The 22,746-nt window shown below is 55.8% G+C and carries 16 protein-coding genes and 1 tRNA gene; 15 read left to right on the top strand and 2 right to left on the bottom strand.

Annotated elements, in window-relative coordinates; translation table 11 throughout:
• Positions 1 to 52: 52 nt before the first annotated feature.
• From pheT to VV867_RS17495, 6 genes are all read left to right on the top strand, one after another.
• On the top strand, positions 53 to 2,431 hold the full coding sequence (gene pheT, locus VV867_RS17520) for a phenylalanine--tRNA ligase subunit beta (RefSeq protein WP_328567126.1): 2,379 nt from the start codon (positions 53 to 55) through the stop codon (positions 2,429 to 2,431).
• Positions 2,432 to 2,434: 3 nt separating this feature from the next.
• Positions 2,435 to 2,737, top strand: coding sequence for an integration host factor subunit alpha (gene ihfA, locus VV867_RS17515; RefSeq protein ID WP_003090661.1), 303 nt, complete (start codon positions 2,435 to 2,437; stop codon positions 2,735 to 2,737).
• Positions 2,718 to 3,074 (top strand): MerR family transcriptional regulator, encoded by a 357-nt coding sequence (locus VV867_RS17510; RefSeq protein WP_009617038.1) that lies wholly within the window; start codon positions 2,718 to 2,720, stop codon positions 3,072 to 3,074. The genes ihfA and VV867_RS17510 overlap by 20 nt, the downstream gene beginning before the upstream one ends.
• Before the next feature lie 85 nt (positions 3,075 to 3,159).
• Positions 3,160 to 3,236, top strand: a tRNA-Pro gene (locus VV867_RS17505).
• A 505-nt stretch (positions 3,237 to 3,741) separates the two neighbouring features.
• Positions 3,742 to 5,625 (top strand): DEAD/DEAH box helicase, encoded by a 1,884-nt coding sequence (locus tag VV867_RS17500; protein ID WP_328567125.1) that lies wholly within the window; start codon positions 3,742 to 3,744, stop codon positions 5,623 to 5,625.
• 32 nt (positions 5,626 to 5,657) lie between these two features.
• Positions 5,658 to 7,001, top strand: coding sequence for a hypothetical protein (locus VV867_RS17495; protein WP_328567124.1), 1,344 nt, complete (start codon positions 5,658 to 5,660; stop codon positions 6,999 to 7,001).
• 302 nt (positions 7,002 to 7,303) lie between these two features.
• On the opposite strand, the gene VV867_RS17490 is transcribed toward VV867_RS17495, so the two are convergent.
• Together VV867_RS17490 and VV867_RS17485 are read right to left on the bottom strand one after the other, a co-directional pair.
• A complete protein-coding gene (locus VV867_RS17490) occupies positions 7,304 to 7,501 on the bottom strand; it encodes a hypothetical protein (protein WP_328567123.1) in 198 nt (65 codons plus the stop codon).
• A gap of 302 nt (positions 7,502 to 7,803) precedes the next feature.
• On the bottom strand, positions 7,804 to 8,676 hold the full coding sequence (locus tag VV867_RS17485) for a helix-turn-helix transcriptional regulator (RefSeq protein ID WP_328567122.1): 873 nt from the start codon (positions 8,674 to 8,676) through the stop codon (positions 7,804 to 7,806).
• Between the two features lie 208 nt (positions 8,677 to 8,884).
• Here VV867_RS17485 and VV867_RS17480 point away from each other — a divergent pair, with 208 nt between their 5' ends.
• The 9 genes from VV867_RS17480 (at position 8,885) to VV867_RS17440 (ending at position 22,733) form a co-directional block, all read left to right on the top strand.
• On the top strand, positions 8,885 to 12,622 hold the full coding sequence (locus VV867_RS17480) for an ATP-binding protein (protein WP_328567121.1): 3,738 nt from the start codon (positions 8,885 to 8,887) through the stop codon (positions 12,620 to 12,622).
• A complete protein-coding gene (locus VV867_RS17475; RefSeq protein WP_328567120.1) occupies positions 12,613 to 13,275 on the top strand; it encodes a hypothetical protein in 663 nt (220 codons plus the stop codon). Before VV867_RS17480 ends, VV867_RS17475 begins: the two co-directional genes overlap by 10 nt.
• Positions 13,272 to 14,546 carry a hypothetical protein gene (locus VV867_RS17470; protein WP_328567119.1) on the top strand — a complete coding sequence of 425 codons (1,275 nt, stop codon included), beginning with the start codon at positions 13,272 to 13,274 and terminating at the stop codon, positions 14,544 to 14,546. The genes VV867_RS17475 and VV867_RS17470 overlap by 4 nt, the downstream gene beginning before the upstream one ends.
• Positions 14,547 to 14,583: 37 nt before the next feature.
• Positions 14,584 to 15,417, top strand: a complete 834-nt coding sequence (locus tag VV867_RS17465; protein ID WP_328567118.1) for a DUF7281 domain-containing protein — start codon at positions 14,584 to 14,586, stop codon at positions 15,415 to 15,417.
• A 230-nt stretch (positions 15,418 to 15,647) separates the two neighbouring features.
• Complete coding sequence (locus tag VV867_RS17460) at positions 15,648 to 15,896, top strand: hypothetical protein (RefSeq protein ID WP_328567117.1); 249 nt, start codon at positions 15,648 to 15,650, stop codon at positions 15,894 to 15,896.
• Entirely contained in the window at positions 15,893 to 16,741 is an 849-nt protein-coding gene (locus VV867_RS17455) for a DUF1819 family protein (RefSeq protein ID WP_328567116.1), read from the top strand. The genes VV867_RS17460 and VV867_RS17455 overlap by 4 nt, the downstream gene beginning before the upstream one ends.
• The gene (locus VV867_RS17450; protein WP_328567115.1) at positions 16,732 to 17,310 is read left to right on the top strand and encodes a DUF1788 domain-containing protein; all 579 of its coding nucleotides are present in this window, start codon (positions 16,732 to 16,734) and stop codon (positions 17,308 to 17,310) included. The genes VV867_RS17455 and VV867_RS17450 overlap by 10 nt, the downstream gene beginning before the upstream one ends.
• 14 nt (positions 17,311 to 17,324) lie before the next feature.
• A complete protein-coding gene (gene brxC, locus VV867_RS17445) occupies positions 17,325 to 20,987 on the top strand; it encodes a BREX system P-loop protein BrxC (protein WP_328567114.1) in 3,663 nt (1,220 codons plus the stop codon).
• A gap of 9 nt (positions 20,988 to 20,996) precedes the next feature.
• Positions 20,997 to 22,733: a DUF262 domain-containing protein gene (locus VV867_RS17440; RefSeq protein WP_328567113.1), complete on the top strand. Its 1,737-nt coding sequence runs from the start codon at positions 20,997 to 20,999 to the stop codon at positions 22,731 to 22,733.
• Positions 22,734 to 22,746: the final 13 nt, after the last annotated feature.

Here is a 22,746-nt window from a genome sequence, read left to right as displayed (position 1 = left end):
GGGCAATTCCGCTAGGCCGCGCACGACGTCAACGACTTCTTAGGAGAACAGGATGAAATTCAGTGAACAATGGCTGCGGAGCTGGGTGAATCCGCAGGTTTCCCGCGACGAGCTGGTGGCTCGTCTGTCCATGGCCGGCCTCGAGGTCGACGCCGTGATCCCCGTTGCCGGCGCCTTCAGCGGCGTGGTGGTGGGCGAGGTGCTGAGCACCGAACAACACCCGGACGCCGACAAGCTGCGCGTGTGCCAGGTCAGCAATGGCAGCGAGACCTTCCAGGTCGTCTGCGGCGCGCCCAACGTGCGCCCGGGCCTGAAGATCCCCTTCGCCATGATCGGCGCCGAGCTGCCGGGCGACTTCAAGATCAAGAAGGCCAAGCTGCGCGGCGTCGAGTCCAACGGCATGCTGTGCTCGGCGAAAGAGCTGGAAATCAGCGACGACAACGCCGGGCTGATGGAGCTGGCCGCCGACGCCCCGGTGGGCGCGAGCATTCGCGACTACCTGGCGCTGGACGATGCCTCCATCGAGATCGGCCTGACCCCCAACCGCGGCGACTGCCTGTCCCTGACCGGCCTGGCCCGCGAAGTCGGGGCGCTGTACTCGGCGCCGGTCACCTTCGTCGATGTGAAGCCGGTTGCCCCCGGCATCGATGAAGTCCGCTCCATCGAGTTGCTGGCGCCCAACGCCTGCCCGCGCTACCTGGGCCGCGTGATCCGCAACGTCGACCTGAGCAAGCCGACGCCGCTGTGGATGGTCGAGCGCCTGCGCCGTTCCGACATCCGCAGCATCGACGCCGCGGTGGACATCACCAACTACGTGATGCTCGAGCTGGGCCAGCCGATGCACGCCTTCGACCTCGACGAGATCAAGGGCGGCATCCGCGTGCGCATGGCCGAGGAGGGCGAGAAGCTGGTGCTGCTGGATGGCCAGGAAGTCACCCTGCGTGCCGACACCCTGGTGATCGCCGACCACGAACGCGCCCTGGCCATCGCCGGCGTCATGGGTGGCGAGCACAGCGGCGTCAGCGCCAAGACCCGCGACCTGTTCCTGGAAAGCGCCTTCTTCGACAACATCGCCGTCGCCGGCAAGGCCCGTTCCTATGGCCTGCACACCGACGCCTCGCACCGCTACGAGCGTGGCGTGGACTTCCAGCTGGCCCGCCGCGCCATGGAGCGCGCCACCGAGCTGCTGCTGCAGATCGTCGGCGGCGAGGCCGGCCCGGTGGTCGAGCAGGTCAGCGAAGCCAACCTGCCCAAGGTCGAGCCGGTCGTGCTGCGCGCCGAGCGCGTCGAGCAGATGCTCGGCATGAAGATGGAAGCCGCGGAAATCGAGCGCCTGCTCACCGCCCTGGAGTTCCAGGTGCAGGCCGAAGGGGAAGGGCGCTGGAAGGTCGGCGTGCCCAGCCACCGCTTCGACGTTTCCCTGGAAGTGGACCTGATCGAGGAACTGGGCCGCCTGTACGGCTACAACCGCCTGCCGGTCCGCTACCCGCAGGCCCGCCTGGCGCCCAACACCAAGTCGGAAACCCAGGCCGAGCTGCCGGCGTTGCGCCGCCTGCTGGTCGCCCGCGACTACCAGGAAGCCATCACCTACAGCTTCATCGATCCCAAGCTGTTCGAGCTGTTCAGCCCGGGCGTGAAGCCGCTGATGCTGGCCAACCCGATCTCCGCCGACATGGCCGCCATGCGCGCCTCGCTGTGGCCGGGCCTGGTCAAGGCGTTGCAGCACAACCTCAACCGCCAGCAGACCCGCGTGCGCCTGTTCGAGAGCGGCCTGCGCTTCGTCGGCCAACTCGAAGGCCTGCAGCAGGAAAACATGCTGGCCGGTGTGATCTGCGGTAGTCGCGAGCCGGAAGGCTGGAGCAACGTCCGTGAAGGCGTGGACTTCTTCGACATCAAGGCCGACGTCGAAGCCCTGCTGGCCAGCGCCAGTGCCGCCGATGCCTTCGCCTTCGTCCCCGGCGAGCACCCGGCGCTGCACCCGGGCCAGACCGCCCGCGTCGAGCGCGAGGGCGAACTGGTCGGCTACGTCGGTGCCTTGCACCCCGAGCTGGCTAAGGCCCTGGACTTGGATCGCCCGGTCTACCTGTTCGAACTGGTGCTGGGTGAACTGGTCCGCGGCCGCCTGCCGAAGTTCAGCGAACTGTCGCGTTTCCCCGAGGTGCGCCGCGACCTGGCACTGGTGGTCAATCGCGATATCCCGGCGGAATCCATCCTGTCGACCATCCGCGAAGAGGCCGGCGAATTCCTGACCGACCTCAGGCTGTTTGATGTCTATCAGGGTAAAGGTATTGATCCGCTTGGAAAAAGCTTGGCCGTCGGCTTGACCTGGCAGCATCCATCACGCACTCTTAACGATGACGAGGTGAACGCGACTACGCAGAAAATCGTCGCCTCGCTGGAGCAAAGGTTCAACGCCACGTTAAGGAAGTAGCGTATGGGGGCTCTGACGAAAGCTGAGATTGCCGAACGTCTGTATGAAGAGCTGGGCCTGAACAAACGGGAAGCCAAGGAACTGGTGGAGCTCTTCTTCGAAGAGATCCGCCAGGCGCTGGAGCATAACGAACAGGTGAAACTGTCCGGTTTCGGCAATTTCGACCTGCGCGACAAACGCCAGCGCCCGGGGCGCAACCCGAAGACGGGAGAGGAAATCCCGATCACGGCCCGCCGCGTCGTCACCTTTCGTCCAGGCCAGAAACTGAAAGCCAGGGTTGAGGCTTATGCTGGAACCAAGTCATAACGACGAACTGCCCCCCATTCCGGGCAAGCGCTACTTCACCATCGGTGAAGTGAGCGATTTGTGCGCAGTGAAACCGCACGTGCTGCGGTATTGGGAACAGGAGTTCCCGCAGCTCAACCCGGTCAAGCGCCGCGGCAACCGCCGGTACTATCAGCGCCAGGACGTGCTGATGATCCGCCAGATCCGCGCGCTCCTGTACGATCAAGGCTTCACCATCGGCGGGGCGCGCCAGCGCCTCTCCGGCGACGAAGCCCGCGAAGACATCACCCAGTACAAGCAACTCATCCGCCAGATGATCGCGGAACTGGAAGACGTTCTTCACGTGCTGCGCAAGTAGCTGAAAAAAATGAAAAAAGTGCTTTGCCGAAAGAAAACCTTACGGTATAGTGCGATCCGCCAACCGGGCAACCGGAAAGCAACGTCGGGGCGTAGCGCAGCCTGGTAGCGCACTTGCATGGGGTGCAAGGGGTCGAGTGTTCGAATCACTCCGTCCCGACCAAAAATCCCTAGAAAATCCAGTCACTTAGCGGTGACTGGATTTTTTATTTCTGGGGGGCTGCAAAACTCCAGCAAAACCCCCTCCTGTCTAACGATTCATAAGCATGCGCGTCCAGATGTCCTGAGTAGGGGAAAGCATATTCGTTCATCGTGCACCTAGGCCACGAAGACCATGAAAGCCGCATGGATAATCAGGTAGCTTTTCTATCACCGGATAAGCTTTACGGCTTCTTTCATCCCCCTGGGTGCGGACACAAGACTGCTCGCCTAAACACGAGTAACTGGCGTGGCGATGAGCAGGTAATTAAAGCAGTGCATACAGGCCGACTTCATAGAAGCAAGGCTGACTGGATACAGAACGATCAATGTAGTCCTTGGTAGAGATGGTGCGGGGAACAGTCGAGGCGACAAGAGTAGTGGTGTAGTATCAAATTGACTTACCCTCAAGCACGAAATTGATACCGACGGAGCGTTGCTTCGATCTGATGAGCCATGGATGACGGTACATGTTCACTCTGCCTGCAATTGTTTTTGAAGAGCGATATTCGATTGGGGTTGTTCGGCACCAGATCCGTCCGGCGCTCCAGGTCTCGTTGGTCACTGAAACCTCAATCAACGTATCGGCGCGGATCAAACAGCCACTACGGCGCTTCGATAATGGGGAGCGGGTGATCGTCACCTCTCGTAAGGATGTACAGCTGCCTGACGGAGTGGACGGAGTGCTTTTCGAGGACAATGGCAAGTTCAGTTGGGCTTGTCACCGACTGCTTGATGAATTCCAGAGCCGTCGATCAATGGTGGGTCAGACGAATCATTCTCGTGAAATCGCAGCATGTTGGAGTGGCACGTTGCGTTTTCTAGCTGAACAGCGTGAACCTGTCCAAACGGGCCCCTCCGCAAATGGAGGATTACGTCCCCCCCAATTAGGTGCCCTGCATGCCATTGGGGCTCACTGGAGCTTGGAGCGAACTCCAGCGACAATCGTTATGCCTACAGGTACCGGTAAGACGGAGACGATGTTGGCTACGTTGGCGGCCTATGATCGTGAGCCGATTTTGGTCGTTGTGCCTTGGGATGCGCTCAGAGAGCAGACCGCGAGCAAGTTCATCACCTTCGGCTTGCTGCGAGCCATCGGCGTGCTGCCTATGGATGTACCAAATCCGATTGTCGGGATCATGAAAAAACGGCCAAAGACCCAAGCAGATCTGCTCATGTTCGAGCACTGCAACGTTGTGGTCGCGACCATTGGCTCAATTGGCGCCGGTTTGCCCGCGGCACTTCTTGAAGATCTTGCCAGTCGATTCAAGGCGCTCATCCTGGACGAGGCACACCATGTGCCCGCCACAAGCTGGACTCACCTCAAAGATGCATTCCGAGGTGTTCCTACTCTTCAGTTCACAGCCACGCCGTTCCGACGTGACACACAGCTTGTGGATGGGAAGGTCATCTTCAATTACCCCTTGGGGGCTGCGCAGCGTGATGGCTACTTCAAGCCAATTCACTTTGAGCCTGTGCAGGTCGGTCCGCTAGAGGCTGATCGGGCCATTGCCGAGGCGGCTGTGAGGCAGCTCAGAAACGATCTGGATGAAGGGCTTGACCACCTTCTGATGGCGCGCTGTTCTAGCATCGCGCGGGCCGCCATTGTCGCAGAGATTTATCAATCGATAGCCGGTGATTTAAGTCCTGTTCTGATCCATTCCGAATCCGATGAAGCACAAGTGCGGCTTGCTGCGCTGAAAAACCGGGAAGCGAAGATCGTCATCTGTGTAGGTATGCTCGGTGAGGGTTTTGATCTGCCGCAGTTGAAGGTTGCTGCTGTACATGACATGCACCGAAGCCTGGCGATCCTGCTGCAATTTGTAGGGCGTTTTACACGTGTGGCTGGTGAGAGGGTTGGCGATGCAACCGTGGTTGCCAATATTGGCGACAAGAGCGTTTCTGATGCCTTGGAGCGTCTGTATAGTGAAGATGCGGACTGGAACTTCATACTCTCCGAAATGAGCTCAGCAGCTGCTCGGGATCACGCGGAGTTGGTTGCTTTCCTGCACACCTCCAGGCGCCTCGACGATGATGACCCATCCGACTCGATAGTACTGTCACCTCATTTGCTCAAGCCCAAATTCAGTACTGCCGTTTACCGGGCCACTGCGTTCACTGGAGAGCGTTTCCATTCCGGCCTCCCGGCCAACCTCAAGTTACAGGCTGTATGGCAACACGAACAAAGCCCGACCGTGTATTTCGTTACTAGGGCCGAGTCCCGTGTCCGGTGGACAAACACCAAGGGTGTCCTGGATTGCGAGTGGGCACTATTCGTTCTGCACCATGACGTGGAGCGGGGTCTTCCTCAACCAATCATGACTCGCTGTTCCCCGAGCTTGCCGAAGCCGTAGCCGGCGAAGCGGTATTGATCAAGGGGGAGCAGATGTTCCGCAGCCTGGGACATATAAACCGCCTGATGCTGCAAAATATCGGAGTCAAAAAGCATGGACGTCGCAATCTTAGCTTTGCTATGTACACAGGAGGAGATGTCGACGAGGCGCTGGGTCTGACTGAACGGCATAACTCGGTCAAAAACAACGTCAGCGGAACGGGCTGGGAAGAGGGCGCACGTGTATCGATCGGGTGCTCTGTTAAGGGCCGAGTGTGGTCAAGAGATCAGGGCTCTATTCCCGCACTGCTGGCCTGGTGTCAGCGGGTCGGTAGCAAGCTTCTGGATGACACGATCAACATCGAAAACATCATCGCGAACGTGCTTCTGCCGTCTGAGGTTGAAGAGTTTCCGGCAGACAAGATCGTCTTGGCGATCGAGTGGCCCGCCGAGCTTTTGGGGATATCGGAAGACCGGATTGCACTCAGTCCGACGGCCCAAGAAGATTCGCAGCCGTTATACATGTTCGAGCTTTTGTTCGATTCGCTTACAGCGGGATCGCTTCAGTTTGCCTTGGTCGTTGAGGAAGACACCAGGGTTGGGGGATTCGAGCTTCGACTCGACGCTCAACTTGGTTTCAAGGTGCAACAGACTAGCGGAGATCCGCTGACCATCACCATTGGAAAACGCAGCTGCCGGCTTGATGAGTATTTCTGTAGTTACCCCCCATTGGTTCGCTTCATCGACCTCAGTGAGCTTGATGGCAACCTGCTGATACAGCCGAGAAATCCTCGTGAGCTGACCCTCGATGCTGCCCAATTCGAGCCCTGGGATTGGACGGGTTTTGATCTGACCAAGGAGAGCTATTGGAAGGACGGTGTGGGTCGGGAAGACTCGATCCAATGGAAGGTAGCTCAGGCTTACATGAACGGAAACTTTGACATCGTCTTCGATGATGACTCGGCCGGCGAGGCGGCTGATCTTGTGTGCCTGAAGGAGGATGGAGATGTGATTCGGCTGGCCATGATCCACTGTAAATTCTCTGGCGCGGCGACGGCGGGGGAGCGCATCAAGGATGCCGTTGAGGTCTGCTCCCAGGCTGTGCGTTCCGCTAAATGGAAATGGAGGTTCGCAGATCTCTGTCGTCACCTGCTTGGACGGGAAGAGCGTTTGAAATCGTTTGCACGTCCCACCCGCTTCCTCCAGGGGGATGCGGCCAGGCTGGCCGAGTTGCTGAGGCAGAGTCGATTCAAGTCCATCATCGCGGAAGTGCTCATTGCTCAACCGGGAATATCCTCAGCTATCCGCAGCGAAGACCAGGATATGGTCATCGCTGCGGCCATGGTTTACCTGAAAGAAACTATCGGATGCAATTTGCAGATTATCTGTAGTCCCTAGCGGCGAACTGCTATGTTGGTTTAAAGCAGCAGATATTGGAGCAACTCGAAAATGTGAGAGACAATTCCTACAAGGTAAGAAGAAAACTGCCTATGGCTGGCCATTTTTTCAAGCAGACTGCGAAGGAGCGAGAAAATCCAGTCTATCCAAGGCGACCTGAAGCAGGGGGTAGCGATAGCTGGGCACCATTGAGTCGCTCCTCTTAAAAATTCTGGAGACTTTATTGTTTATCTAGCCGGCGGGGTTATGTGTTCCAGGTTCACCGCCTCGAACACTGTTGGTGTGCGGCGCGGAACGCTTGTTCAGCTTTCTTCTGTTCCAACCTGATTCTCGGCGTAGGCAGCTGCCGTAGTGGGCTCGATGATTAGACAGGCATTCAGGCTCATCAGCGTCGGCTTGCCGAAGACAAAGCCCAGATAGCGATCAGCCTCCCTGGCCTGGGCGATAGTGAAGAAGTCGCCGCTCTCTACCGCTAGGCTTAGGGGTTTGCTGAAGACCATGCTGCCGCGTAGGCGCGGCAGATACAGGCAGCAGCTGCTCTTCAGCAAAACTGTCTGCGTTCTGAGCAATCACTTTCTGGCTGCTGCCATCTTTTCAGAGCAATTCTTGATCAGTGCATAGGCATGGCATAAGCGTGATTCAGCCTGTCTGTCATAGTCACTGAGGTGCAAATAGATTTCGGTGCCGAAGCGATCCGGGCGTGCATGCAACCACGTGCGACCTCTAATGCACAGTTTTCTGGGCGTTAAGCGCCATTTTCAGCCTCAATGCCCAGGAAGTCGGGCATTACAGAGTAGAGAGCTTATTGGTACAGCCATGGCTGAATCTCATCCAGATTGGCCACGACAATCTGCTGGGCGCTCGCGCGTGATTGAATCTTGTGTGGATCGATCTGATAGCGCTGCAAAACATACTGAGCAAGTGCTCCTCGGCTGGGGATCAGCAACTGGCCGTTTCTCATCCCGTAGTCCGTTTCGATAATTTCCCTTTGCGCGGGCTTCAGCCTGGGATCAGGCTCAATGATGATGGTGACCTCAGCAGACCAGCCTTCATCCTGGTCTCGTGCCCATTCTGAATTACCGAGTGTGTCCAGATCCCCTCTGAAGCGACTCAACACGAAATCTCGGTAGTCACCATTCTTCTCGCAGTACGCACGTATATGCCAGCGCATCCCGGTGTACACGAGGGTGTGCGGAGCAATTAGGCGCACCTCTGGAATGGGGTTCTTCAGGGAAACATATTCGCATTCAAGACGGAGGCCTTCCCGGCACGCCCTGAGGAGAGGGCGAAGGATCTCGGGGCGAATCGAGCGATCAGCCACCTGTACAACCTCCGTATGAGCATATGCCAGGGCCAAGCCTTCAATATGTGGCGCGCGTTCATGGTTCTGGTTGAGCAAGTGCAGATACGCGCTGGCGCTATCATCGATGAACCGCGGTTTGAAGCCTTTGGCAGGCACATAGCCCTTAATATGCTTGTCATATGTAAGGTTTTTGGGTGCATGTTCGGTGATGTAGGTGTTGATGTCCTTAGAGGCTTGTTGTCGACTGATCCCGAAGCTCTGCATCAGATGATTGGTCGTCAAGCGACCTTCCCACCAAGCCACCGTTTCAATGAGTCGGTAACGTAGGGCCAGATCCCAGCGAACCTGCTCGACCGTCTGTGTTCTTTTCATGCTTTCTCCATGTGCGTGAAAATTTTACCTGTTTAGGTAAACACTATAGATATGTATAGGTAGATTACATATATTGGTGAGGGCTATCAACGACGGTATCGATGCCGGCGTGGCTCGTTGGCTCGTTGCCTGGGAGAGCTTGTCTTGGTTGGGCCTATCGCTTCGTTTGGAATCTCAGGCGATTGGCCGATGCACAAAGGAGTGTTTCATGTCGAAGCTAGTTAGGATCGTACTTATTGATTCGTTGTGCCGTGGTACCAAGGCTGACCTTTGTCTGGATGGCAACACAGCCATCATGGGTACCAATGGCATTGGGAAGACTAGCTTCATGCGGCTGATCCCAATTTTCTATGGCATCAAACCAGGGGAGTTGATTGCCGCGGACTCGAACAAGAAATCGTTTGCCGATTGGTATCTACCCAACCCGACCAGCTTCATCGTCTTTGAATATCTGAATTGGGAGAGCCACCCACGCTGCGTTGTCATGCACAGAAGCAGCGACACCTACGCTTATCGCTTTGTGAAAAGTGGCTGGCGTAACGAGCTCATTTATGAAGATATCGAAGCCGGACGCATGGTCATGTCGTCTGATCTCCAACGTCACATGTCGAAGCAGGGGGTGGATTGCACCGCGCAAATTCCGCCTCTGTATTACGGCCGCACAATTCTTTTCAACACCGACTCCAATAACCTTGAAGGCATTGAAGGTGTCGACAAGCGAAACCTGGTTCGCACGATGCGTTCAGCATTTTCGTTGGCTCCGCGTGGCAAGCATCTATCTGGCCTTGATCGTCTAACTGTCGCGCTTATCGAGAGCAAAGGTACTTTTGACTCCATGAAGTCGACCATGGCCAGTATTTTGGATCAGGACAGTGTCAATCCTGCTGAGATGCTTAAGACTTTTTCGGTGCAGTCGTTTAAGGAGATCCTGGATTCGCGAGACGGATATCTGGCGCTTGAAGAGCTGGGCAGAACCATCGTGGATCTTGATACGACCCGTCACGAGTTTGAAGCGTGTATAGCCGAGATGGGTAAGCTTCGTAGTTGGGCTGCTTTGCTCAATGACGAGCGTGAGGCAGAAAGTAGACTGATCAATGACGAAGTGAGTGTGCTGGCCAATAAGGAGAATGATTTCAACGAGCAGGCCAGTGACTTGCGGAGTAAGGTGGGGCTGAAGGTTAGCGAAGCCAGTGTTGCCGCCACGACGGCTGAACAGTCTCTGAAAATGGTCGAAGAAAAGCAGGAAGGCTTTCAGCAGCATGGCATTGATGAGCTACGGGTTTTGCATCAACGTTTCGAAGGGATGTGTTCTTCGGTCAGTGAGAAGCGCCAGCTTCTGAATAATATTGAGCGAGAGGGGGCCGATCTACGCCGTTTTGCTGAGATCAGAGTCCAGCAAATTAAAGACGACTTTGTCCGTGAAAAAGAATCTCTAGAGACGAACTACAAGACAGCTGTCGATGATTTTGAGTGTCGCTCCGTAGAGATCAATACCCAGAGAGAGCAGGGTAATGATGCCTGCCAGGCAAGGGAGCGAGCTGAAACTCAGGCCCTCACCCAGAATGTGACTAGGCTAGAGGTGCGTTGTGGGCAATTGCGGAGTGAGTATGCGCAGCTGGGTAGGATGAAGGTTTCGCCCGAGAACCAGATCGCTATCGATGAGGCCAACACAACGATACGTGGCCTGAATGCGTCCCTTAATGAAACTAATGACCTAATAGTCCAATGCCAAGGGGACACTCGAAAGATTCAGGAAGGGCTTGATGACTGCGCCCGAGGAGCGCAGAACATTGCCAACAACCGAAATGAAATTGTCAGGCTTCAGGAGGAACTCAAGCGTCAATGCGAGCCTGGTCGTGACTCGTTTCTTGGATTTCTTCGGCACTGTCCGGAGGGCTCGCCCGATTGGGTATCCACTATTTCCAAGGTTGTTCCTGCTGAGATTCTCTTGCGTACAGACCTTTCTCCCCGATTATCGGGAGCGGACGGTAACTCACTTTATGGGTACGAGATCGATCTAGAGCGCCTTGACGATGGCTTGATTGCCAATCTGGAGCAAATGCGCATGCAGATTGCTGAGTTGGCTATTCAGCTCGATGATCTCGACCAAGAACAGGCAAGAATTCAGAAAGAGGCCGACCAGCTCTCTGGGAAGTTGAAACACCAGAAACAGGTATCAGAGCAGCTCAGCAGAAAATGGAGTGAGTGCGACGCTAATTTGAGAACTCAAATCAGTGCTCACGAAGCTTTATGTGAACGGGCTGAAGCCGAGCATCGCGAGAGCCTGGAACGTTTGAATGCTGAGCTGATCGAGGTGACAGCTTTGGCCGAGGAGGCTGCACAGGCGTTAAAGCTTGTAGAAGCAGCATTTGGCCGGGAGCGCCTGGCTATTAAAAATGAAGCCAATCTCCATATGGAAGCGCTTGAAGCCGAGAAGAAAAGCTATAAGCAAAGCTATGACAAGCAGGTAGATGGATTCAGGCGTGAGGAAAAACACCAGATCGAAGCAGTGCATGCGGCGCTTGAAAAAGATCTTGCTTCCAAGGGTATCAATAATCTTCAGCGCAACCAGCTCCTGAGCGAAATTGGCGATTTAGATCAGAAAATCAGACGCTGTAACGACTCGCGTAGCCTCATTGAAAGCTATGAGCTCTTCCTGGCCTATGACCTTCCTCGACTGCCCCAGCTTGGTCTTGAGTTATCAAAGAAGCAGGCAGCGCTGGAGCAGGCTGAGAGGGAAAAGGCGCGCCTTGAGCAGGAGCTTGACGCGCAGCGAAAGTTATATAGCAAGGAGCGCAAGCTACTTAAGGATAGATGGGAGGTCGTTAGTCAAGACCAACAACGACTGGCCAAGGTTATTGGTCGCCTATCGAGTGTTGCGGCGAACACGTCGGAGCCTATACCTAAAGGTATGTCCGTAGCTCAACTGGAATACCAGGCATCGCAGTTGGCCCTTAACCGTAAGCGCCTTGCAGACACAGGGCGTGAATTGCTTCGCACCATCCATGATCGGTTTGTCCGCGGCCCTGTACGTTCTCTTGCCCACACCCACCAAGGCGCGAAGGTCAGTAGGATCTACAGCCAGGCCACGGCAGATGCTGACGATGAATACCAAGCGTGGGTTTACGCAGCGCCGCCACTGTTAGACCTGCTCAATAGTCAGCCCGATCATAAACGGTTGCTGATCATGCAAATCCACAACCTGTCTACCGAACTGGAGAATAGTCGAGGACAGCTCAAGGATCTGCATAAAACGATTTTGAAACTAGGTAAAAGGGCTACGGACAAAGCCGGAGAGACATTAGGTGCTTTCCCAGCGATCAGAAATTTTGAGTTTCATGTGTCATCTCGAATCCATGCGTTGGACTTTTGGGATGAATTAGATACCTATGTGCGTGAGTTTGCACGCTGGAAAGCCCTAGGTGCCGATGTGTTGCCAGCGGCTTCGTTTATTGCCGCGATGAAGCAGGTAGAGCAGAAACTTACAGACGGTGCGTTTGGCGCAACACTTTCCAACTGCTTTGATGTTTCCGTGCGAGTGGATGACCAGGGCAGTCACAAAGTCGCAACCACGAACAATCAACTGGTAGGTATCAGTAGCCAGGGGCTTTCAAGGATTATCGTCTACATGATCTATGTATCGCTTTTTGAGCTGCTTCGGGATACGGCCGACTTTGAGATGTCTATTCCGTTTGATGAGGCCCTCGAAATCGCGCCCGAGAACGTCATCTCGTTGGTTAGCTATTTCAACAATCGGCACATCAGGATGTTGGCTGGCTTCCCGGGTGGCGCGCCTGAGCTACTTCGCCGTTTTCAGCATTGTTACACCTTACGTCGTCATAAAGAGCGGGTCATCGTCACTCAGTACCTGCCGCCACGCACGAATCCACTTCAGGTATTAAATGACGAAATTGGTGAGAGCCAGGAAGCGGGGGTATGCGCATGAGTCGTTTGCGTGAGTGCCTTGAGATACTGCTTCAGGGGGGATTCATCTGCCCATTCAGTCAACCGGATCTTCACCAGGCCATGCTTGATCGGGATCTAGTTGAGCGAGTGGAACAGGGGTTGCTGCCACTGGGGCGGGTGCTGGCACGTATTGGCGATGAGGCCGCACCGGATACGTTTTATGCGGGGTACGCATCGCTCGACTCACCTCAGGATCGTCAGTCTGTGGCCAGTGAGCTGGTGTGGCTTCGTGATCAGATCAAACCCTTACTGGATTTTATTCGTCTCTATAGCCGGGCTGAAGGCGGCGATGTGTACTTGGCTCCAGGTGAGGAGGTTACTTTCTCTAGGCTGATCGAGGCTATCGAGGCCAATACCACTTACGCAGAGATGCTTCGTGATCTTGCGGGACACCAAATCTTCAGGCGTATCAGTTCCGCCCGTGATAACAAAGACAGCCTGGGTAGAGCGCTTGAGGCCTTAACAGATGAAGGCTTCCTTGTGCGCGCAAACACGCAAAGCGCAAATTTTGTAGTAACCGGGAAAATGGGTTATGTCTTCATGGCCCTGGAGTGGGTGGCTGCGTATCACGAAATTGCCGAGCCTGAAAACCGTCATGAGCTAGCTGCCGTGCAGGGAGGCTTGGAGCTTTGAAGGCTGAAGACTGGAAGCGATTTGGGCAGAGTGTCGCCGCCAACGCGGAGCTGCTTGAGTTGCTGGCAAACTCCGACGAGCTCGGAGTCACTGCCCAAGAAAAGGGGCAGAAGAAACTCCTATCATGGCTGATCGCTAAAAATCTTATTGATGTTGATGACGGGGTCTACAGCCTGTCGTCGTTGATGCTTGACCTGGGCGCTCAAATTTCGATGACGGGATTTGAGAGAGCCGCTCTAGATTTGGAAGAAAGCATCATTGCCATTACGAATCTATGCGAATCCTACGAGAGCGCACGTGATAGCGGCAGTGTCGACAGAATGGCACGCATTGAGAAGAAGCTGAGTTTACGGTTACGCCAGATTATCAAAGCAATTCGCGGCGAGATTGTTTCAACAAGAATGTTTGTTGAGGCTGGTTTCAATTTTACTAATAGCCTCTCCGATCAACTGCGTGAAATTCGCCATGTGGCGGATCGTTTGGTGCATATCCATGACCGGCTGAGCTTGTTCACGTACGAGAGCCTAGCACCGCTTTGTCGTGATGACCGCACCTTGCATCGAGTGATTGTGAAGTTTTTCCTCAGCGCACTCTCCAAGCAGCGCGCTCAGCTGCACGACCTCATTTCTCGTTTGAACAAGCTCAGCGTTGCTGTTCGTAAGCGCAAGCGGCAACGCCAACTGATCCTTGTCGTTGATGCCTGGCTGGATAGTGGAAACATCCTAGATCTACTCCCCATGCAGGACGCGACAACGTACTCCGGGAATATCCGTGCTCGTGGCATGAGTTTGTTTGCGCATGCGGTTGCAGGGCACACAGATGCTGACTACGTCGCTCAGCTGGAGTCGATTATCGCCAGCCTTCCTCCTCCCAAGGAGCGGAGTTTACGGGATGTGGTTCAAAGGCCAGAAGGTGAGTACTCGTTAGTGCCCGACGTTGAGTTGGAGCAGGAGGAAGAGGTACCACCTTTTGCTGAGCCTCACCTGATCGCGATGCTAGAGGCCTACAAGCAGGCTCGGGTTCCTCAATCGGCTGTGGATTATTGGCTCTTGAATGGCCACCCGGAGGCTGACCTCAAGGTCTGGCTGTGTGCTTTGGACAACTACCTACTTGTGCTTCAGTCAGAAGTCAAAAATGCGGGTGGAAAGCTGAATTTCAGTATCGTTCCCGAAGAGCTTCCAATGAGCCGATACTCAGCGAATCAGTACATCACGGATATTTGGATCTGCTCAGAGCATTCCCTTGATCAACCTCGCGTCAGAGCCTTGTAGTACTGATGCATCCAGAATGCCTAGGGGGCTCCCATCTATGATCAAGCCGGGTGACATTAGGGCTATCGCCGATGCGGTAGCTTTCGTAAAAGATTACGTCCCAGCCAATAAGCTATGGAAACGCCTTAATGCGCAGTACGAAATAGGCACAAAGCAAGGGGCACGATTTAGTCTGACGGCGGCAGATCACAAGTACCTTCGCGATCTTGTGAGGAACGAGTATGGCTTTGATCTCTTGAAAGAGAGGCCTCTCGACGGTGAGCTAGACAGGATGTCGTTGGCGCAGAAGACCCGTAGCGAAAAACTATCGGGTGAGGAGGTGAGCAGAGATATTATTTTGGTCGGATCTGGGTGTGGCGTCCTGTCACTACCTGAAGGGGATTTCACCCTGCCCACGGGGGCTGTTCTTCAACTTCAGGCAAGCGCGCTCCATGGAGCAGAACAAGTCGTGCTGGTCGAAAACCTCAGCCCTATGTATCACCTTCATCACTATCTCTGGCCAGTAGGGATGAGTCGGACTCCAATGATTTTCCGTGGAAGTCCTCAGTACTCGCCCGCTGCCGTAGCTAAGGCATTGGCTGGTGTCAGGAGAGTCATCTGCTTTCCAGATTTCGATCCACAAGGGCTACTCAACAGTTTCTGTACCGATAAGGCCGATGGGCTGGTAATTCCGACCAAAAAAACGCGCTCCGAACTGATTTGCAGGAGGCTGGATAAACCACACGACTTCACCAGGCAAGTCGAAGCAAGGGATTGGCTGCGCAAGCAGAGATTGGGGCTTGAGTACGTGTCTGATCTGTTGGCATCGGAAACAGGATTCAGCCAAGAGTCTATGGTTGGCCTGGACTTGCAGGTTGCAGACATTGCCTGAGTCGCTGTATTCAGCTTCGCCGCAAGACTCCAGCAGAGCCGCTGCATTTTCTTGAGCCAGGGCATGCCCTTGTATGCTTGAAAAGTTTACCTGTTAATGTAAACACTATAGATGTGTAAATTCTGATTGCATATATTGCCCCTGAGGGCAAGGAACCAGCAGTCAGAGGATCCGAGATGGCGTCATTCACACAGCTATGGGCAGTCATAGGCCTGGCAGCAGGACTGGTCTTGCTGCTCGCCTTGGCTCTGTTCTGTCAGCAACTGCGTATCAGCAGTCTGCGCTCGACGCGCCGGGATTTGCTCCAGCAGGTTGAAGCTTTGTGCGATGGTCAGCGCGATCTTCTAGGCCAGCAGTTTGGGCTGCAAGCGGCGCTGCGTGCAGAGCGTGCGCATGTCGAACAGCTGAAGCGCAAAACCCAGCTACTAGAGGCGGCAATGCAGGATGAGTCCCTGCATGCTGCCAGGAGCAAGGCATGACCATCTCGGGATGGATTTGGCATGTCCTTTGGACACGTCGATTGCTTGACCTATCCGGCACCTACCGGCGGCAGGGACGACAGGAGAGCAACGGCGGTCATGCCTGTAGTGGTGTCGGGTGTGTTCTCGATTCGCCCATCACCTCGCTCTCCTGGATGTGCTCGGCGCTGGGACGTTTGTCGCTGGCGCTCAGTCCGGCCGGCACTCAAAATAGGCACTTTGATGTGGTTGATGAGTTCGAAGCCCTTATGAGCAGTGTTTACCTGGCCAATTTCACCAAATGCTCATTGATTGTGCCCGAGGCCCGCATCGTTGCTGGCCTGCTGTTGCAGGACGTGGAACCTCGGGAATGGGAAAAGCAAGTGCATGAGCTGAATGTGCTGCAAAAGCGCACGGCCAAGACGGCAGCGACCTATGCCAATTTGGCGCGTGCCCGCTTGCAAACGATGGATGCAGATCTCTGGCAACTGGTGCGCGACGGCAGCATGCCTGTCGCTACTCATGCGGTCTTGGCGGCAACTGTGAAATTTTCGCCCTTGTTCGGTGATTTCCTGCGCACGGTTGTGCGAGATCAGTTCCGTCGTTTTGCCACGCACCTGGAGGCTCGTCACTGGGACGCCTATATCGAAGATTGCCAGCGTGCTCAGCCAGATATGCCTACCTTGAGCGACTCTACTCGGGGTAAGTTAAGGCAAAATGCCATACGTATGCTGGCTGAGTCTGGTTTCCTTGAGGACACCCGTAGCCTACGGCTGCGTAGTCAGCCCATTGAGCCTGCTGTTCTGAACTATCTACGCCAACACAATGAGCAGTATGTGCTCGACTGCCTTCAGGTATGCCCGTGAATAACCTCGACGAACGCCTCAATCAAATTCTCGACCGGGTGACTTCCGATGATTTTCTCGGTGGTCAGGGGTTGGGCAATGAGGTGCCGTTCTACGCATTCGATTACCCGCCGCAGGACGAAGAGAAGGTGCGCGAGCACATTCGTTTTTTGCAGGGGGCGATTGCCAAGCGTCGCCCGGAGCTCAAGGTTGCTTTCGTCAATCTGTTCGAGCTGCTCCTAGACATGCTCAACGGTCGAAAGCTGCTGGAAAAATCCATCGATCTGCAAGCGCAGAAGGGTGACGAAGCACTGCAAAAAGCCCTCAAGGCTCCGCTGGATGCGGGAAAGGTTGCCAGGGAACTGGTTGGGCGCTACCCGCCGAACGAGTACAGCATCCTGTTTATCACTGGCGTCGGCAGCGCCTATCCGCTTATTCGCACACACAACCTGTTGAACAACCTCCAGCCTTTTATGGGGCAGACGCCGGTCGTGTTGTTCTATCCAGGCCGTTACGACGGCCAGTCGCTTCAACTATTCGCCCAGCTGGGCGAGAAACCCTATTACCGCGCTTTCCGTCTGGTGAGCTGAAAAGGAAGTCCACCGTGCTGATCAAAAATCTGTTTACCCGCTCCATTCACCGCTCAATCAATGGCGTGATCAAGGCTGACCAGGACGATGCTGAATCGGTCTGGCAGGAGCTTGATGAGTACGTCATCACTCGCGAGCTTGACCAGCACCTGCGCAGCTTTTTCGAAAGCTACCTGGCTGCCCTGGACAATCCCAAGGATGCAGCCGGGCGAGTAGGGGTGTGGATCTCCGGTTTCTTCGGTTCGGGTAAATCGCACTTCTTGAAGATCCTTTCCTATCTGCTGGAAAACAAACAGGTCAGCAAGGAGGGGATCACCCGCAAAGCCATCGACTTCTTCGAGGAGAAGATTGCCGATCCCCTGTTGGCTGCGGACATCAAACGCGCTATTGCGGCAGACACTGATGTGCTGCTGTTCAATATTGACAGCAAGGCTGACGCCAGTGAGGGGCGTGATGCCATCCTTCGCGTCTTCCTCAAGGTGTTCAACGAGAAGCTCGGCTACTGCGGTGATCACCCGCATATCGCCCACATGGAGCGTTACCTCGACAGCCAGCACAAATTCACTGACTTTAAGCAGGCCTTCGCCGCGGCTTCTGGCTCTACCTGGGAGGAGGAGCGAGATGCCTACCACTTCCAGGTTGATGCATTGGCCACAGCCCTGTCGCAAACCCTGGGGCAGGAAATCAAGGATGCCGATGCCTGGATTGAGCGCTTTGAGAGCGACTTCAGCCTGTCGGTGGAGAATTTTGCCGCCTGGGTGAAAGAGTATCTCGACCAGCAGGGCGCACAGCACCGCATCGTGTTCCTAGTGGATGAAATCGGCCAGTTCATTGGCCAGGACACCCACCTAATGCTCAACCTGCAAACCATCACGGAAAACCTCGGCACCGTTTGTGGTGGTCGTGCCTGGGTGCTGGTGACCTCGCAAGAGGACATCGATGCCGTGCTCGGTGAGGTGCGCGCCTCCAAGGCCAACGATTTCTCCAAGATTCAGGGCCGCTTCAAAACGCGCCTGTCACTGTCCAGCGGTAACGTCGATGAAGTCATCCAGCGCCGTTTGCTCGACAAGGAGTCTGAGCCCAAGGATGCCCTGCGCAAGATCTACCGCGAGAAGGCCGACATCCTGCGCAATCAGCTCAGCTTCACTAACACCGGGCGTACCTACAAGGCCTTCACTGACGAAGACAACTTCGCCGCGGTGTATCCCTTTGTGCCGTACCAGTTCCAACTGGTGCAGCGTATTTTTGAAAGCATCCGCAAGGCTGGTGCCACCGGCACTCACCTGGCCCGTGGCGAACGTTCGTTGCTGGATGCCTTCCAGTCGGCAGCCAAGGCGGTTGGCGATAGCGGCATTGGTGTTCTCGTTCCGCTTTATCGTTTCTACCCTTCCATCGAGGGCTTCCTCGAAGGCGTGGTGAAATCCACCATCGACAATGCCGCGAGCAACCCTAGCCTGCAAGACTTCGATCCCCTGGTTCTGAAAACCTTGTTCCTGATCCGTTACGTTGATGAGATCAAGGGCAACGTCGATAACCTGATCACCCTGTTCATCGATCAGATCGACGCGGATCGCCAGGGCCTGCGCAAGCAGATCGAAGACAGCCTCCAGCGTCTGGAAAAAGAGACCTTGGTCAGCCGCAATGGTGATGACTTCTTCTTCCTGACCAACGAAGAACGCGATATCAGCCGGGAGATCAAGGATGTCGATCTCACCAGCTCCGACGAGGCACGCGAACTGGGCCAATTGCTCTTCGACGAAGCCCTGCGTGGCCAGCGTAAATTCCGCTTCGTTGATAACGGCAAGGACTTTGGTCTCAACCGTCAATGCGACCTGCATCCGCTGGGCAACCGCATCGACGGCGACCTCCAGGTCGCTGCGATCAGCCCATTGGTGGATGACCGGGAAACCTGGAACGAACAGCGCTGCATCCTCGAATCCAGCCAGGGCGAGGGGAGCGTGCTGCTGCGTTTGGAGGACGACCGTGACCTGGCTCGCGAGCTTCGCCTGTATCTGCAAACCGACAAATACATCACCCGCAAGAACGATGGCACCCTGCCGCTTAATACCAAGCGGATTCTCCAGGATCGAGCAGAAGAGAACCGTCAACGGCGGCAACGCCTGAGTGCCACGGTAGATCGCCTTCTACGCGAGGCTGAGGTCTATGTCGCGGGCAACAAGCTGGAAACCAAGGCCGCCAGTGCGCCGATGCTGCTGGAGGAGGCGCTCGACTACCTGGTGCGCAACACCTTCAACAAACTAGGTTTTATCCAGCACCTGAGCAGTGACCCGCAGAAAGAAATCCAGGCACTACTCGCCACACCGTTAACCCCTGGTCTGGGGCTTGAGAGCACTGGCGAGGCCAATCCGCGTGCGCTCAAGGAGGTCAGCCAGCACATCGAGCTACTTGCCTCGCAGTCGCGTCGCATCGTCCTGCATGACCTCGCTGAAACCCACTATGGACGCCGCCCTTATGGTTGGCCCGAATGGGAGACGGTATTGCTGGTCGTTCGCCTGATGCTCAAGGGCGAGATCAGTCTGATTGGCAACGGTGGCCCGCTGGCACCGCATCAGGTTTGGAATGAGATTTCCACTCCGGCGCGTTGGCGCACCACCGAGATCCAGAGACGCCAGCAGGTGGGTTCCGGCGAACTGCAAAAAGCCCGTCAGCAATTCAAGGACGTGTTCCAGAAGATTGCCCCGGATGGCGAGGACAATCTCTACAGCCACCTGAAAACCCGTCTGGAGGAGTGGGAGGGTAATCTCAAGCAGTGGCGGGCCCTCGCCCAGGGTGGGCAATACCCGGGCCTGGACGATATCGACCAGGGACTAAAGCTGATCGGTAAGCTCAAGGCGGCCCCAGATAGTTTCGATACCATCCAGTTGTTCCTCAAGGAGCGCTCTGCGCTGCTCGACCTATCCGATAACTACGGCGACCTTGAGAACTTCCACACCAGCCAGAAAACAGCCTGGGACAAGCTGCGTGCAGCTCAAGCAGATTTTCTGCCCAACCGGCCCAAACTGGACAAGGACGAAAAAGCGGCACGGGCGCTGGCACGTATCGATGAAATTCTCAGCGCCAAAGCCCCTTTCAATCTGATTCGAGAGGGCGAGGGACTGATCCAGGCGGTCACGCAGATCAATGATGCCTTTCTCAAGGAGGCCCACCAGCGAGCCGATGCCTGGCTGGAGAAGCAACTGGCCAAGGTCGTGGCGGAGCTGGATGCACTGCAAGCCAGTGCCGAGCAGCGCAACAAGAGCCTGCTGCCCTTGCAAAACCTCCGGCAGAAACTCGCCAAGCAGCGCAGCCTGGCCCATATCAACGACATGTTGGATGAAGCCCGCGACCTAGCCGATGCCGCTATCGACCATCTCCACCTGTTGGCCGAACAAGCTGCGGCCAAAGCCAAGAGCGCAGCCGCTACAACGGGCTTAGGCCCAGTGACATCGGGTGGCGGCAATCCAGGTTTGCCTGTAGCCGAGTCAACTGCGGCTGATGCGCCTGTGGCTGTGGTGGCACCGGCTGTGCCGGTGAAGAAACGCCATATTCTCGATGTGCAGCAGTTCGCCGGAGCAGGCTACATAGAGACCCAAGCCGATATCGACAGCTTCCTCGCCAAACTGCGTAAAGAGCTTGAGCAGGCAATCGCCGACAATCAACGCGTTGAAATTCGCTAAGGAACGGCCATGTACAAGCCAGGCGGTACAATCAAGCAGTTGTTGGACAAGGTCGCCTCCCAGGAGTACATCCTGCCGGCGATTCAGCGTGAGTTCGTATGGTGGCCAGAGCAGATCTGTCGGTTGTTCGACAGCCTTATGCAGGGCTACCCCTTCGGTACCTTCCTGTTCTGGCGTATCGCACCGGAAAAGCGCCAGGAGTACCAATTCTACGATTTTGTCCGTGACTACCATGAGCGCGACAATTACCACTGTGCTCTGCTGAAAACCCTTCCCGAGAGGGATCTGGTCGCGGTGCTCGACGGTCAGCAGCGTATGACAGCGCTCAATATCGGCCTGCGTGGCTCCTACGCTTGGAAGCTCCCAGGCAAATGGTGGTCGAGCAACGACGCCTTTCCGGTTCGCCATCTTTATCTGGATCTGCTGGGCGAATCGGATGCGGAAACCGGCTCCGAATACCGTTTTGAGTTTCTCACTGAGACTGCAACGGAGCTCACGGACGATGGCCAGCTCTGGCTGCGCTGTGGGCGCGTCCTGAGCGAGAGCGAAGACGATCTGATCGACAGCCTGGACGAGCTCGATCTCAATAATGATCAGCGCCGGCAGGCGAAAAAAGTCCTTCGCCATCTCTACCGGACGATTCATCACAAAGAGCTCATCAGCTACTACGAAGAGGGCGAGCAGGATCTTGAGCGCGTCCTGAATATCTTCATCCGTATGAACAGCGGAGGCACACCGCTTTCCTACTCGGATTTGCTGCTGTCCATCGCCGTGGCGCAGTGGTCGAAGCTCGATGCTCGCCAGGAGATTCACCAACTGGTCGACCAGATGAATAAAGAGGGTGATCAGTTCAATTTCAGTAAAGATCTGGTGCTCAAGGCCGGCTTGATGCTGTCGGACATCGGTAGTGTCGGGTTCAAGGTGGAGAACTTCAACAAGGCCAACATGGCCTTGCTGGAGGAGAACTGGTCGCGCATCCGCGAGGCTTTGCTGCTGTCGGTGCGGCTGCTGGCCAGCTTCGGCTTCAACAGCCAGAACCTGCGTGCCGACAGTGCCCTGTTGCCGATTGCCTACTATCTGTTCGCGCGTCAGCCAGGGGAGGGCTACCTGTCCCGAGTCGAATACGCTCAGGATCGAGAGAATGTCCGCCAATGGCTGATTCGCAGCCTGCTCAAGGCCTCGGGTATCTGGGGCAGTGGTCTGGACACCCTGCTGACAGCCTTGCGTGAGCAAATCCGTACCCATGCGCAGACGGGCTTCCCTGTATCCCAGATCGAAAGCGTGATGTCCGCGCGCGGTAAGACGCTTTCCTTCACGGAGGAGGAGCTGGACGAGTTGGTCGAGCTGCCCTATGGCGACAAGCGAACCTTTGCCTTGCTCTCGCTGATCTTTCCGGGCTTCGACCTGTCCAGGCACTTCCATGTCGACCATATCTACCCGCAGGCTCGTTTCACTAAGCCCCAGCTGCGTAAAGCTGGCATCCCGGAGGAGTTGGTAGCGGAGGTGGCTGATAAGGCCAACCGTCTGCCCAATCTCCAGTTGCTCGAAGGCAGCATCAACAACCAGAAGCGCCAGAAGATGCCGCATGACTGGTATGCCCAGTTCAAACCGGATGCCCATGCGCGCCGGCAGTACCTGGCTGGTCTGGAAATCACCGAGCTTCCCGAGACATTGGCCGATTTCCCGGCGTTTTATGAGCAACGTCGTGAGGCGCTTAGGGCTCGTATCGTTTCAGCCCTTCAGTAGCCATATTCGCCGA

It is taken from the genome of Pseudomonas sp. JH-2 (genome assembly GCF_036231725.1).
Classification (GTDB): Bacteria; Pseudomonadota; Gammaproteobacteria; order Pseudomonadales; family Pseudomonadaceae; genus Pseudomonas; species Pseudomonas delhiensis.
Note: the sequence above shows the minus strand (reverse complement) of the source record. Positions and strands in the feature narration are given on the sequence as shown.